Raw genomic sequence first — 12,981 nt, 5'->3', positions numbered from 1 at the left:
TTTTCCCGATTAACCGCGTGGGTAATGGATCAGCGAGTGAAAATGAACCGTTTGCTCGCTACTGTTACGGTAGCTATGTGCCGTATCTCCGGCGAAACGGACACCCTCACCGGATTTAAAGGTGCGCCACTGCCCCTCAATACACATATCCAGCAGACCACTAATCACCACCACGTGCTCAATTACGCCGGTTTCATGCGGAGTAGATTCACTGAGCGCGCCGGGTGCCAGCAGTATCGAAAAATGATCGAAGCACAGTTGCGGATCCCACGGGAACAACGGCGTGACGACCATCGCCTGCTGCTGGGGATCGAATGTTGGCGTGCCGTCTGACTCTGGTGGTGAAATAAACGTTGAAAACGGGACGTTCAGTCCGGTGGCAATTTTCCACAATGTTGCCACCGTTGGACTGGATTCGTTGCGCTCAATCTGCCCCAGCATCGCTTTTGAGACGCCAGTTTCCTCCGCCAGACGCGAAAGGCTCCATTCACGCTGGTGACGTAGCGTCTTGAGCGTTGTGGCCAGATAGTGGGTTAAGTTGTCCATTTTTCTCCTTCGTCGCTCTCCTTTCTCGGGGCTACAGCTTAGCACTTGTACGCTATAACGCACAGTGCTACAGTAACTGACCGTTATAACGCACGCGGAGTTGCTATGCGCACATTTTCCATCCCCCTGCCTACAGTTTTGTCGGGTTTTGTGGCGGTCCTGGTCGGCTACGCCAGTTCAGCGGCCATTATCTGGCAAGCGGCGCTCGCCGCAGGTGCGACGACCGGACAAATCGCAGGCTGGATGACCGCACTTGGGCTAGCAATGGGGGTCAGTACGCTGGCGCTGACATTGTGGTATCGCGCCCCTGTACTCACCGCATGGTCAACGCCTGGTGCCGCGCTGCTGGTGACGGGCCTGCAAGGGGTATCGATTCAGGATGCTATCGGTGTTTTTATCGTAGCTAATGCGTTGATTGTGCTGTGCGGTATAACCGGGCTGTTTGCCCGTCTGATGAAAATTATTCCCCACTCGCTGGCATCAGCCATGCTGGCCGGGATCTTGCTGCGTTTTGGTTTGCAGGCGTTCAATAGCCTGAACAGTGAGCTTATCTTGTGCGGCAGCATGCTGCTGGCGTGGTTAGTACTAAAAGTGATTGCCCCACGGTATGCCGTAATCGCCGCAATGTTGGTAGGCATAGCCATCGCCCTGGTTAAAGGTGACATTGTCACCGATGGTGTTAATCTGTCACCGGTGTTGCCAGCGTTTATTGCCCCACACTTTTCATTAGCCCACAGTATCAGCATTGCGCTACCGCTGTTTCTGGTTACTATGGCTTCGCAAAATGCCCCCGGTATTGCGACCATGAAAGCATCTGGATATTCGTTACCCGTTTCACCCCTGATTGTTTTTACGGGTCTGCTGGCACTGCTATTTTCGCCGTTTGGCGTCTATTCCATCTGCATCGCCGCCATAACCGCCGCAATTTGCCAAAGCCCCGAAGCCCATCCAGATGCAAATCGACGCTGGCTTGCCGCAGCGGCAGCGGGTGTCTTTTACATTCTGGCTGGAGTGTTTGGCGGTTCGGTCACAGGACTGATGGCAGCCCTCCCCGTAAGCTGGATCCAGATGCTTGCTGGTCTGGCATTACTCGGCACGATTAGCGGTAGTTTATTCCAAGCCTTACATAATGAAGCAGAACGCGATGCGGCCATCGTGACTTTTCTGGTTACGGCCAGTGGTCTGACGGTATTTGGTGTTGGGTCTGCATTCTGGGGGCTGGTCGTCGGCGGTATCTGCTACTCAGTGTTGACATTATTTCGCCGCGCGTAGCTGCGTTGGCGTTTTACCCGTCACTTGTTTAAACCGGTTACTGAAATGGCTCGCCGAACTGAACCCACAGGCCATTGCAATATCCGACAGGCTGCGTGATGAATAACAGACCAGTTGCTGCGCCAGCGCCATACGGCGTTGCATGACGTACTGATGAGGCGCCATATTCATCGACTGGCGAAACATTCTGGCAAAATGGAATTCACTTAGCGCTGCCTCGCTTGCCAGATCGCTCAACGTTATGGGATACGCCAGATGTGCTTCAATATAGGCCAGCACGTTGCGCAATGTGGCAGGCGCAAGCCCTCCGGTGACAACGGGAAGTCGCCATTGCACATTGCTGTAATGCTGGATCAGATGCGTTAACAGTAGTGAAGATGCCGCGCTAAGCGTGAGGTGATTGGCCGGTTGCTGCCAGTCGTTACCAAGCAAAAACTGACGGTAAACCGCCGTGATCCCCGGGTCACTGCCAAACGTATGCTCGTCCAGCGTGAAACTATAGGGGCTTTTGTCCCAAACTTTTTCACCCACTTCTCGCAAATGCGCGTCCGTACAATAGAGATGAACAAAGGAAAGATCGTCACGAATATCCCAACTGGACTCACTCTCTTTCGGCATCAGGCAAAAACGGTCTGGTCCCCCGCCATTCTTCCATCCTCCCGCCGTCTTGTGGTAACTCTCGTAACCATCTGCGATGTATAAACTGAGCGTATGGTGATCGCAATATTGGGTGATGGTATCGCGCTTGTTCGACCAGGCCGCCAGTTGGATCCCTGAATGTAACGCAACCGATTCATGCAGCACGGCATTATGTTTGCGCAAGTTTTCAAAGGCACCGTAGGGCTGAGACATACCATCACATTCAAAATAAGTTAGCAGGCTTTCAGTCTATATCAGCTACATATCGTTAACAGCTGCCTTTTCACTATTACGCTAAAAAAAGCGCAAGATTTTGCAAGTACACCGCAAGCCGATGAAAGTCTCCTGCATTCCGTCGTGACACAGTGTAAGTCTGACGACAAAAAGAGAGAGTTGTATGAACGCACTGTTGTACTGCCTGGTGGTGGTTATTTGGGGAACGACATGGATTGCGATTTATTTGCAGCAAGGTCCGGTTTCTGCACCGGTTTCTATCTTTTGGCGCTTCGCAGTTGCCAGCTCGGTGATGATAGTGATCCTGTTGCTAAGCGGTAAATTACGCAAACTGTCTGGCCGCGATCATCTGTTTTGTCTGTTACAGGGCGGATGCGTTTTTTGCTTTAACTTCTGGTGTTTTTATACGGCTGCGGCGTGGATTAATACCGGCCTGGAGTCGGTGATTTTCTCGATGGCCGTCCTGTTCAATGCAGTTAATAGCTTCATCTTTTTTGGGCAAAAACCACCGCTGCGCTTCTATATTGCAGCGGGTCTGGGACTGACGGGCATCGTGACTCTGTTTTGGCAGGATTTGCTCAACAGCGGGTTTAATCATTCACTGTTACTGGGCATCGGTTTGAGCGCTCTGGGAACCTTCGGCTTCTCACTGGGCAATATGATCAGTCTGCGTCACCAGAAAAAAGGGTTAGAAGTGTTAACGACCAACAGCTGGGCCATGCTGTACGGCACATTGCTGATCGCGGCCATTGCGCTGGTGCGCGGCGACAACTTCACGCCACAGTGGACATTCAGCTATCTTAGCGCGCTGTTATATCTGGCTATTTTCGGCTCAGTGATTGCCTTTGGCGCTTATTTCACGCTGGTAGGTCGCATTGGTCCCAGTAAGGCGGCATACAGCACGCTGCTGTTCCCGCTGGTGGCGCTGACGTTGTCAACATTGTATGAAGGATACATCTGGCAAGTTAATGCGATTGCCGGATTGGTGTTGATCTTACTGGGAAATCTGGTGATGTTTGCCCGACCGGAAGCATTGATGGGTAAAATACTCTATCGTCGTCGTGTGGCATAAAAAAACGCACCATCCTGAGATGGTGCGTTCATCATTTTTATTGTGGTTTTTTGTTCACATCAAACATGGAGGCATCGGTCGCCATGTCATCAACAACTTTCTTCAACGTTTCGAACGCCATCGGCGTGCTTTCGTTGTTCAGGTCTTTACCTTCACCCTTACGTACAACTTTAATCACCGGTTTATTGGTCGCTGCATCAATCAACTCACCCTCGAAATAGAGGTTGGTATCCATGGTACGGTGACCCGTCGCCATTTGCGTTCCTGCAACGAGCAGTGCAACCGGGACCACTTCATAGAACTGCAGTCCTTCTTTGCTGGTTGCTACACCGGTAATCGCCCCGCGGAAAATCAGACTACGTGGCCCTGGGGTTGTAACCAGAGGTTTACGCTGACCGATCGCCGTTTTCAACTTCGTATTGGTATAGGTCAGTAATTGATCAAGAACCTGCTGCCCTACCTGCGTAGTAGGTTTAGGAACCGGATAATACGTTACCGGGTTATAAACAATGTTGTCATATTTGGATTCGTTGTAGCTCGGGTCAACCCAACGGAGTACCGTTTGTCCCGATGCTGATTTTGTTTCCTTCAGATCAGAGTAATTTTTTAAAAACCCAGAATATTTATCCGGCTCGGTCACTTTTGACGCACAGCCGGATAATGCCAACAAGCCAGTAAGCACTGCAACTTTAAATAAAGTTTGAGTACGCATGAAACGATCCCTTTAGTTTTCGCAATGATGCCTAAAAAGGATAGCAAAACAGTTTCATTTTGGATGTACTAAAAATGGTAAGCACCGCACAATTTTATCTCTGCGCTCAGCACAAAAAATGCTGAACGCAGAAAGAGTTAACCCAAACGGGAGGTTCAGGAAGTTTTGCGTGCCAGCATGGTGGCAAAGCGCAGTTTAATTCGATTACCGTTTTCATCTGTACGATGAAGTTCACCTACGTCTTCGTTATATTTCAGCAGATCCCACCCACTGTAATAGTTGCGTAATTCTCCGGTTTTAAACGCGAACGGAAAACCTACTGTGCACGGAAAATCATCAGTATCCATCGCTGCGACGATTAAGTTATATCCACCCGGTTTAGTACAACGTTGCATATTCTCAATAAGGCCAGGGATCGTTTTAGCTTCAAGGAACATCAGTACAACGGTAGAAAGAATAAAATCGTATTCACCCTCAAAACGTAACGCATTAAGGTCAGCGACCTTCGCGTTGAGGTTGGTCAGCCCCTCAGCCGCTTTGATGCGCTCAAGGTTAGCGATGCTCATTGGGTTTTTATCCCATGCGGTAACGTCATAGCCGTTTGCCGCCAGGTACAGGCTGTTTCGGCCGTTACCGCAGCCCAGATCTAACGTTTTACCTGGTGCAACCACTTTTGCCGCTTCAACGACATCGGAATGCGTACGGGTTAAATCATATTTTTCAGTAAAGTAGTTTTCGTCGCAAAGGGTCATTATTTATCCTCAGATTTCAGTAATGCAGCACGCTCCGTGCGGATGAGCAGTTTCCCCTGCATCAGCAATGCAAACGTACGTACCAGTAATAATGCAATGATAAAATTGGTAAAAATAAACAGTGGGATAGACAGAGTATGAAAAAATCCTGATTCACTGCCGTGTCCAAGATGCAATCCCGTTGTCGCCAACGCAGACACGCCAAACGAGAAGCTCCAGAAAGACGCATTAAATGGCTGTGACAAATACCACGGCATAAGGCGTAGCATGAACAGAAGTTGCAGCAGACCATAACCAAATAGCATTTTAGCTAACGTATCCCCCTCGCCGCCGTTGACGCTAAGCCAGGCGCTACAGGCGACCAGCGCGGGTGCCAACTGTATACCAAGTGAAGTACGTAAAACCGTCGGTAGTTCACCGCAGCTACGTAAACGCTGCAGAATCACCGGCTCCAGGCTAAGCCAGGAAAATACCCCGGCGCCCAAAAACACCAACCCGGCATCGTTGAACCCAAGTGCACCACAGGCCATGGCGCTGATAAAGTTATTGGCAACGGTCGGCAGATACAGACCCGGCGTGGTGGCCTCCTCCGGATGCTCGCCGCGCCACAGCCCTGCCGTTTGCCAGGCGGCGTACGCCAGCTGTATCACCACGCCAATGCTGAACAATCCTAGCGCCAGCGGTCGATACCAAGGTACAAAACCAATCGCGACCAGCATCGTTGTTGCTGGAAACAGACTGACAAAACTGCTCATCACCGGATGACGAATTTCCGCCAGTACGCTGTGCGGAAAACGTAGTAAGCGATTCACAAATGCCAGCGTCAGTAATCCCCAAATGACCATTGCGAGGATCACTAAGCCATCACCAATCCAGTGGCTCACCGGCCATACCTGGCTGGCGTAGCGCCACGCAAATCCCATCCCGATGGTACCCAGTACCATGCCAAAATAACCGGCCGGAAGATTGAGGACCCGTTCACTCTGTTTGTTCTTACTCATTTTGTTTATTTTTTAAAGTATATTTGAAATGCATTTTATGGAATATCTGCCGGTTTAGCCAGTGCAGAAAACTTTGCTACGTTTAACTAAGGTGCGCAACATGGAAATGAGCTATGACCAAATACCGTCTAAGCGATGAATCTCGCTCCTTTAGTTACCTGGATAATGGCAATAAAAAAAGTGTATTACTACGCCAAATCATCGCACTCATTGATTTTAATGATGTTAGATCCGGTACGCTCGGTGGCTGGATTGATGATGAAAGCGTTCTGTCGCAAAGCGGTAATTGCTGGATATACGATGAGAATGCGCTCGCGTTTTCCGGCGCGACGATAACCGGAGACGCCCGTATTACACAGGCAAGCGTGGTCAGAGATGGCGCGCAGATTGGTGATGCCGTCTGGATTGACCGAGCAGAAATCAGCCATAACGCGCAAGTGCGTGACAACGTCACCATTCAGGATTCTGTTGTTCGCGGTGAGTGCCTCATCTGCGGTGATGCACGCATTGTGTGTGACTCTGAAATCATTGCGGCCAGAGGGTTAACCCGTGAAAGCGACCAGCTCCTGCAAATTTACGAGCGGGCGGCAGTCAGCAATTCACGCGTGGTGCATCAGGCGCAAATCTATGGCGATGCGATGATCAATTATGCTTTTATAGAACATCGGGCTGAAGTTTTTGATTTTGCACGGATAGAAGGCAACGAAGAGAATAATGTCTGGATCTGCGATTGCGCCAAAGTCTATGGGCATGCACGCGTCATCGCCGGAACGGATGAAGACGCCATTCCTACCCTGCGCTACAGCTCGCAGGTGGCGGAACACGCGGTGGTTGAAGGTAACTGCGTGCTGAAACACCACGTGCTGGTTGGGGGGCATGCGCAATTACGTGGCGGACCGCTCCAGCTTGACGGTCACATCCTTATTGAAGGCTATGCCTGTATTCTGGGTGAAGTGTTGATCGAGCATCATATTGAGATAACCGATCAGGCCCAAGTTGAAGCCTTTGATGGCGATGCGATCCATCTGCGCGGGCCAAAAGTGATCAACGGCGAACAACGTATCACGCGCACCCCTATCGCCGGTTTATTCTGAAGAACCATCAATGATGCGGGCGTAGAGATTCACGTCATGGTAATCGCCATTAAGGAATTCCGCCTGTTGCATACATCCTTCCAGTCGGAAGCCATTGCGCAGTGCAACCTGGTTGCTCCTGACGTTATCTACACGACATTTAATCACGAAACGGCGAATCTCCTGGCGCTGCGCATAATGACGAATCATTGCCTGTAGCGCCTGAGACAGAATGCCTTTGCCCTCGTGCTCTTCGTCCAGCCAGTAACCAATATAAGCGGCTTTGTTCAGCGGCTCTATCTGGTTAAACGAGATAACGCCAGCCACCTCCCCTTGTTCGAAAATAAGGAACATTTTGGCGTAGCCGCGCTGGTGCAACATCATATTCCCCTGCACGTTTTTGCGCGTGTCGTCCTCAGATTCGACAAACTGCGGCCAGTTCAGTGACTGTTGGAGCCAGGTTTTATTTTTAAGCACCAACTGATGCAGAGGGGTGACGTGTTGTTCTTCTACCGCCCGCAGTTCCAGCGCGTCACTAACGATAATTATTTCTGACATGTTTATCTCCTTTGCGATCGTAAACGGGGCATTTCTGACTGGCAGTAGCCGATATTACTCTGTTTAGCACCGAGGATGTCTTATTTTTATGCTGTAACAGCAATCACTTAGAAAGAATCTCTGGCGTGGAACCCGTTACTCTGGTGATCCGGGTATCCCCTCATGGATAGACCGTAATGATGACAATAACACTTTCATTCTATTGCTAAGGAGCAAGCATGGCAGCACCTTTGGGTCGTTTAGCACTTATTCCGCTTTTACTGATTACCGCCTGTCACCAACCTGTTTCCACCACGCAAGCTGGCCCCGTTCCCTTTGCGGTCAATAAGCAACAGGTTGTGGATAATACCACGCTGGAAATTTCCCGCAGCGCGCTGGAATATAACATCCATAAAGTTCAGCAACTGCTGGGAGATAAAACCCGGATGTGCGCCATTCTTAAAGGCGACGCGTACGGCCACGATCTCTCACTGGTAACGCCGGTGATGATGCAAAACGGCGTGCAATGTATTGGCATCGCCAGTAACGAGGAAATCAGTACCGTTCGCCAGTCAGGCTATACATCGCAGCTCATGCGCGTGCGTAACGCGACGGAAAAAGAGATGCGCCAGGCGGCGGATTTCGATACCGAAGAGCTTATCGGTAATCTGGATATGGCTAAGCGTCTAAGTGCAATCGCTCAGGAGAAAGGTAAAACTATTCGTATCCATCTGGCGCTGAACTCTGGCGGTATGTCGCGTAACGGTCTGGAAGTCAGTACCGCCGCAGGTCTGGAAGAAGCACGCGCTATTTCCGCATTACCCGGCCTGAAAATTGTCGGCATCATGTCGCATTTCCCGGAAGAAGATGCGGCAGTGGTAAAACGCGATCTGGCCCGTTTCAATACGCAATCAGCCCAGGTATTGAAAATTTCCGGGCTTAAGCGCGAAGATGTCACCCTGCATGTCGCGAATACGTTCGCTACCCTGACCGTTCCAGAATCCTGGCTCGACATGGTGCGTGTTGGCGGTATTTTCTATGGCGATACCATCGCCAGCACCGAATACAAACGCGTCATGACGTTTAAATCTGCCATCGCGTCGGTAAACCATTACCCCAAAGGAAACACCGTCGGGTATGACAGAACCTATACCCTTAAACGTGATTCCGTTCTGGCCAATATCCCGACAGGTTATGCCGATGGTTATCGCCGTGTGTTCAGTAATGCGGGGCACGTGCTGATCCGCGGCCAGCGGGTTCCGGTACTGGGTAAAACATCCATGAATACCGTGATCGTCGATGTAACCGATTTGCCGCAGGTTGCATCCGGTGATGAAGTGGTGCTGTTCGGTAAACAGGGAAATGCGCAGGTTAGTGCAGAAGAAGTCGAAGAAATTAGCGGCGCGTTGTTCACTGAAATGTCGATCCTCTGGGGGGCGACGAACAAACGCGTGATGGTCGATTAACACCTAAAACAGGAAGGGCTTCCGTTTCTCGCAGGAAGCCCTTTTACACAGCAAGCGCCGTTCTACTTAGCTCTCACTGACACTCTCTTTTCGCAATATTTTGAGCAGATCTTCCTTCAGGTGGAGTTTCTGTTTCTTAAGACGAACAATGTCCAAACTATACCCCCGACCATCCGAACCTTCCAGTCTGGAGATCTCATGATCAAGGCTGTTGTGTTTTTCGAATAAGGACAGAAAGCGAGGGTTCTCGGATTTCAGTCGGGAAATAAGGTCTCTGTATTCTGGAAACATACTTTCTCCCTGTTAGTGGACAAGAACGTGTATAAGAAATACACACCCACAGAGTACCCATTTGCTATACAGAAAAATGCGAACAGGATCGAGTAAATAGTGTACAGAGTCGTTACGAGGATGAATGCAGATACGGCTCCCCATCAGGAGAGCCGTAAAGGGCGTGATTAACGCATCTCGCGGTCGTCAACGTACTGACGTTTATCCGGCGCTGGCGGGAAGTACTGATACAGCCAGGTTTCGCTGATGGCGTCACCCTGACAACGCAGGAACATACGCATATCTACCGGATCGGTTGAGTCAGAAGTCGGATACCAGTCAAACTGAATGCGATAACCGTCGATAGGCTCCACGTAGAGGATCTCAATCTGTTTCGCTTCACCACTGGAGAGCGTAATCACCGGTTCAATGCCTTTCGGCGCAGCCGCTTTTAGATCGCCACCAACGAAGTCAACGGCAAAACGACGCGCCCATTTTTCCGGGTAATGCTCGCCCGGTGCCCATCCTTCCGGGAAGCCGCCCATGCCTGTCCGGGTCGCCATCACGCGAGCCAGCGGTGAACGCACCGGCGGTTGAGCGCTCCAGTACAGGCGATATTTGAATTCCAGCTCATCGCCGGCTTTGATCTTCTTGTCCGGCTGCCAGAAGCAGACAACGTTATCCAGCGTTTCGCCGGTCGTCGGGATCTCCATCAAACCGATGGTCCCCTTGCCCCACTGGTTGCGCGGTTCGACCCACAGACTTGGGCGCTTGTTATACCAGCCCATGATGTCCTGATAATGGGAGAAGTCGCGATCGAGTTGCAGCAAGCCAAACCCTTTCGGGTTGTTATCGGTATAGGCGTTGAACTGCAGCTTTTGCGGGTTATTCAGCGGACGGCAGATCCACTCGCCATTGCCCCGCCACATCGCCAGACGATCTGAGTCATGGATTTGCGGGTGAATAGTGTCGCACATCCGACGCTCATTGTTGCCGCAGCTGAACATGCTGGTCATCGGCGCAATGCCGAGCTGCTTGATGTCTTTGCGCGCATAGATGTGGTTTTGTACATCCATAATCACCTGCGTTTTCTCGCAGTGGATCACGAACTTGAATGCGCCGGTTACGCTTGGGCTGTCGAGAAGCGCATACACGGTAAAAGAGGTTGCGCCCGGTTTAACCGTTTCGAACCAGAAAGAGGTGAAATCAGGAAACTCTTCTTTACTGTCGGTGTAGGTATCTACCGCCAGACCACGGGCCGATAAACCGTACTGATAGGTGTCATCCACGGCGCGGAAATAGCTGGCGCCCAGGAAAGAAACGACATCGCGGCGGGCCAGTTCTGGCGCTTTAAACACGCGGAATCCAGCGAATCCGAGGTCAGTCTGCCCTTCCAATTGTTTGGTATCCACACCCGCGTCGTTGTATTTAAACAGTTCCGGACGGAAGTGAATTTCACGCGCCATATGCGTACTACCATCAACCGAGAACATGCGTACACGACGACGGAAGCCCATTCCCACGTGGAAGAACTGCGCATCAAGCTGACGATTTTCAACATTGTTCCACAGAGACTGCTCTGCGTCATATTGAATGCTGTTGTAGGCCTGCGGCGTCAGTTTCGCCAGCGTTTCCGGTAACGCGCGCGGTGCGCCGCCCCAGGGCTTCTGTGCTAAGTCATGGGCCATCGATTGCAGAACGGAAAAATCAAAACGTACGGTTTTTCCGTCTGCAATGTCAGACTCTGCCGCAAAGGCGGCGCGGGAAAAGAGTGATGCAATACCACTGGTTCCGCACACGGCGGCCATTGCCATTGAACCTTTAATAAATCGTCTGCGATTCATGCCTGAAAGTGAGTCCTTCTGGTCGTGTAAATGGTCCCGCGCCGGTCAAAATCAGCGGCAAGAGAGTGCACATTTCTGACCGCTCACTCTAGACAAAATTCATTAATAATCCAATTGTTGGTCGCCGATTATCTGTACAAAATCGAAAATATTTTATGTCGATGGGAACAGGCTGAATCCCATGTAAATTCCATTAAAGTAAACCACACCGACGTTTACTTCGCTCTTGAGCCTCCTGATATAGCGCAAACTCATCATAAACCGCGCAACCCAGCGCCTGTTCAAACGCGTCGCGGCTGGAATTTCCGTGGCTGCGAGCCTGTGTTTCATTGCCCAAATTGGACTGGAAAATTCCTGCGGCGCTCACCGGTAAAAAATCTTCGTAGGTGATGGGTTGCGCAACCAGCCAGCCCCGTTCAATAAGCGGCTGCGGATCGTCATCAGGGCGAATCGCCTGCCGATGCGCTTCACCCGATGGCGTCAGACGATAGCGGAACCAGGCTAGCCCCTGCTGGCGCAGCAGGAATTCGCTGTCCGGGAAGGCTTTGAACACCTCCTGAAGATGTAGCTGGTGCGTCAGATTGTCTTTCCCCGTTCCCGCTTTATTCAGCAATTCGTCGTACAACGCCCTACCTTTCGGCGTCAGGGCCACGCCGCGCTGTTCGATCTCACCAAAACGTGCCGTGTGAGTGCCGCGCATTTCACCGGCAAACAACACCGGTTCTTCCAGCGCTTTGAAACTGGTCTGACGCAATAAAATGGGCACCTCGCGGCGCGGCGGCCCTTCAATCAGTATTTTCGGTTCAATGCCGCATTCCGGCATCATCGACTGCACCCGGTCAATATCCAGCGTTCGCGGTGTCAGATGGTTGATATGACAACCGGGGAAGCACACCACATCAGCAATCAGCCGATGTTCGTTATGTAATGCGTGATAGGTCTCTTCATCGACCGTGGCGTGCTGATGCCAGCGGAATGTTTCCAGCGCTTCATGCACAAACTCTTGCGCCTGTTCAGTTGTAAAACTGCCCTGCGCATCAAATTCATCCAGCAGCTCGTGGCAACGGCGGGTGAAAATATCGCGTTTCGCGAGGATCTCAGCGGCTTTTTGCCGCAGCGCGGCGTTTTCGATTAGTTCGAGCCGTAATAACGAGGTGAATACCCGAAACGGGTTGCGCGATAGCGAGGCATCGTCGATGGGACGGAAGGCTGTGGAATGTACGGGGACGCCCGCCTGGGAGAGATCGTAATAACTCACCGGATACATGCCCATAACGGCAAACATCCGGCGCAGCGTAGAAAGCTCCTGCGCGGTACCCACTCGAATGGCGCCATGACGCTCAACGTTTAGCCGGGCCAGTTCATCCGCATTCGCCAGTTTTTCATGCAGCGTCGGATTATTTTCCAGTACCGCCAGATTCACATCAGCGACAAGTTCCAGCAACGTGCCGTACTGCGGGACTTCCTGCTGGTACATTGCTGACATTGCCTGCGAAAATTGTTCCCGAATCTCATCTGCCGTGATGGTGTTCGCCATAATGTCATGCCTCCAGTGAATATTAC

Annotated in this window: 13 protein-coding genes; 4 read left to right on the top strand and 9 right to left on the bottom strand. The window is 51.3% G+C overall.

Annotation, left to right across the window (positions count from 1 at the left end; all coding sequences use genetic code 11):
• Positions 1 to 9 precede the first annotated feature (9 nt).
• On the bottom strand, positions 10 to 546 hold the full coding sequence (locus IB222_RS11395) for an XRE family transcriptional regulator (RefSeq protein WP_149384222.1): 537 nt from the start codon (positions 544 to 546) through the stop codon (positions 10 to 12).
• A gap of 105 nt (positions 547 to 651) precedes the next feature.
• On the opposite strand from IB222_RS11395, the gene IB222_RS11390 reads away from it, so the two are divergent.
• Positions 652 to 1,818, top strand: a complete 1,167-nt coding sequence (locus IB222_RS11390) for a benzoate/H(+) symporter BenE family transporter (RefSeq protein ID WP_126317998.1) — start codon at positions 652 to 654, stop codon at positions 1,816 to 1,818.
• On the opposite strand, the gene IB222_RS11385 is transcribed toward IB222_RS11390, so the two are convergent.
• Complete coding sequence (locus IB222_RS11385; RefSeq protein WP_003833154.1) at positions 1,801 to 2,670, bottom strand: AraC family transcriptional regulator; 870 nt, start codon at positions 2,668 to 2,670, stop codon at positions 1,801 to 1,803. The genes IB222_RS11390 and IB222_RS11385 overlap by 18 nt on opposite strands.
• A 184-nt stretch (positions 2,671 to 2,854) precedes the next feature.
• On the opposite strand from IB222_RS11385, the gene IB222_RS11380 reads away from it, so the two are divergent.
• The gene (locus IB222_RS11380) at positions 2,855 to 3,763 is read left to right on the top strand and encodes a DMT family transporter (protein ID WP_003833155.1); all 909 of its coding nucleotides are present in this window, start codon (positions 2,855 to 2,857) and stop codon (positions 3,761 to 3,763) included.
• Positions 3,764 to 3,800: 37 nt separating this feature from the next.
• On the opposite strand, the gene IB222_RS11375 is transcribed toward IB222_RS11380, so the two are convergent.
• The 3 genes from IB222_RS11375 to tehA form a co-directional block, all read right to left on the bottom strand.
• The gene (locus IB222_RS11375; RefSeq protein WP_003833157.1) at positions 3,801 to 4,475 is read right to left on the bottom strand and encodes a DUF3313 domain-containing protein; all 675 of its coding nucleotides are present in this window, start codon (positions 4,473 to 4,475) and stop codon (positions 3,801 to 3,803) included.
• A gap of 155 nt (positions 4,476 to 4,630) precedes the next feature.
• Positions 4,631 to 5,227 (bottom strand): tellurite resistance methyltransferase TehB, encoded by a 597-nt coding sequence (tehB, locus tag IB222_RS11370; protein ID WP_003833160.1) that lies wholly within the window; start codon positions 5,225 to 5,227, stop codon positions 4,631 to 4,633.
• Positions 5,227 to 6,228 carry a dicarboxylate transporter/tellurite-resistance protein TehA gene (gene tehA, locus IB222_RS11365; protein ID WP_149384221.1) on the bottom strand — a complete coding sequence of 334 codons (1,002 nt, stop codon included), beginning with the start codon at positions 6,226 to 6,228 and terminating at the stop codon, positions 5,227 to 5,229. Before tehA ends, tehB begins: the two co-directional genes overlap by 1 nt.
• A gap of 113 nt (positions 6,229 to 6,341) precedes the next feature.
• Between tehA and ydcK the strand changes: the two genes are divergently transcribed.
• Positions 6,342 to 7,322, top strand: a complete 981-nt coding sequence (gene ydcK / locus IB222_RS11360) for a YdcK family protein (RefSeq protein ID WP_149384220.1) — start codon at positions 6,342 to 6,344, stop codon at positions 7,320 to 7,322.
• Here ydcK and rimL read toward each other — a convergent pair.
• Positions 7,314 to 7,859, bottom strand: a complete 546-nt coding sequence (rimL, locus tag IB222_RS11355) for a 50S ribosomal protein L7/L12-serine acetyltransferase (RefSeq protein ID WP_149384219.1) — start codon at positions 7,857 to 7,859, stop codon at positions 7,314 to 7,316. The genes ydcK and rimL overlap by 9 nt on opposite strands.
• A 218-nt stretch (positions 7,860 to 8,077) precedes the next feature.
• Here rimL and alr point away from each other — a divergent pair, with 218 nt between their 5' ends.
• Positions 8,078 to 9,304 (top strand): alanine racemase, encoded by a 1,227-nt coding sequence (gene alr, locus IB222_RS11350; protein ID WP_149384218.1) that lies wholly within the window; start codon positions 8,078 to 8,080, stop codon positions 9,302 to 9,304.
• A gap of 66 nt (positions 9,305 to 9,370) precedes the next feature.
• Here the strand turns inward: alr and IB222_RS11345 are convergent, their stop codons facing one another.
• The 3 genes from IB222_RS11345 to IB222_RS11335 all read right to left on the bottom strand — a co-directional run bounded on the left by IB222_RS11345 (position 9,371) and on the right by IB222_RS11335 (position 12,955).
• Complete coding sequence (locus IB222_RS11345) at positions 9,371 to 9,595, bottom strand: YdcH family protein (protein ID WP_149384217.1); 225 nt, start codon at positions 9,593 to 9,595, stop codon at positions 9,371 to 9,373.
• Between the two features lie 167 nt (positions 9,596 to 9,762).
• On the bottom strand, positions 9,763 to 11,418 hold the full coding sequence (locus IB222_RS11340; protein WP_103015377.1) for a glucan biosynthesis protein: 1,656 nt from the start codon (positions 11,416 to 11,418) through the stop codon (positions 9,763 to 9,765).
• A 193-nt stretch (positions 11,419 to 11,611) separates the two neighbouring features.
• On the bottom strand, positions 11,612 to 12,955 hold the full coding sequence (locus IB222_RS11335) for a VOC family protein (protein WP_003833171.1): 1,344 nt from the start codon (positions 12,953 to 12,955) through the stop codon (positions 11,612 to 11,614).
• Positions 12,956 to 12,981: the final 26 nt, after the last annotated feature.

It is taken from the genome of Citrobacter sp. C13, assembly GCF_014596815.2.
Lineage (GTDB): Bacteria > Pseudomonadota > Gammaproteobacteria > Enterobacterales > Enterobacteriaceae > Citrobacter > Citrobacter portucalensis.
The sequence above is the reverse complement of the archived record's forward strand: the minus strand, read 5'-3'. Positions and strand labels throughout refer to the sequence as shown.

Coding starts and splice junctions, on each gene's coding strand:
- IB222_RS11335 (WP_003833171.1), bottom strand. CDS start 12,955: ATGGCGAACACCATCACGGCAGATGAGATTCGGGAACAATTTTCGCAG.
- IB222_RS11390 (WP_126317998.1), top strand. CDS start 652: ATGCGCACATTTTCCATCCCCCTGCCTACAGTTTTGTCGGGTTTTGTG.
- IB222_RS11385 (WP_003833154.1), bottom strand. CDS start 2,670: ATGTCTCAGCCCTACGGTGCCTTTGAAAACTTGCGCAAACATAATGCC.
- rimL (WP_149384219.1), bottom strand. CDS start 7,859: ATGTCAGAAATAATTATCGTTAGTGACGCGCTGGAACTGCGGGCGGTA.
- IB222_RS11345 (WP_149384217.1), bottom strand. CDS start 9,595: ATGTTTCCAGAATACAGAGACCTTATTTCCCGACTGAAATCCGAGAAC.
- ydcK (WP_149384220.1), top strand. CDS start 6,342: ATGACCAAATACCGTCTAAGCGATGAATCTCGCTCCTTTAGTTACCTG.
- IB222_RS11340 (WP_103015377.1), bottom strand. CDS start 11,418: ATGAATCGCAGACGATTTATTAAAGGTTCAATGGCAATGGCCGCCGTG.
- IB222_RS11380 (WP_003833155.1), top strand. CDS start 2,855: ATGAACGCACTGTTGTACTGCCTGGTGGTGGTTATTTGGGGAACGACA.
- tehB (WP_003833160.1), bottom strand. CDS start 5,227: ATGACCCTTTGCGACGAAAACTACTTTACTGAAAAATATGATTTAACC.
- IB222_RS11395 (WP_149384222.1), bottom strand. CDS start 546: ATGGACAACTTAACCCACTATCTGGCCACAACGCTCAAGACGCTACGT.
- IB222_RS11375 (WP_003833157.1), bottom strand. CDS start 4,475: ATGCGTACTCAAACTTTATTTAAAGTTGCAGTGCTTACTGGCTTGTTG.
- tehA (WP_149384221.1), bottom strand. CDS start 6,228: ATGAGTAAGAACAAACAGAGTGAACGGGTCCTCAATCTTCCGGCCGGT.
- alr (WP_149384218.1), top strand. CDS start 8,078: ATGGCAGCACCTTTGGGTCGTTTAGCACTTATTCCGCTTTTACTGATT.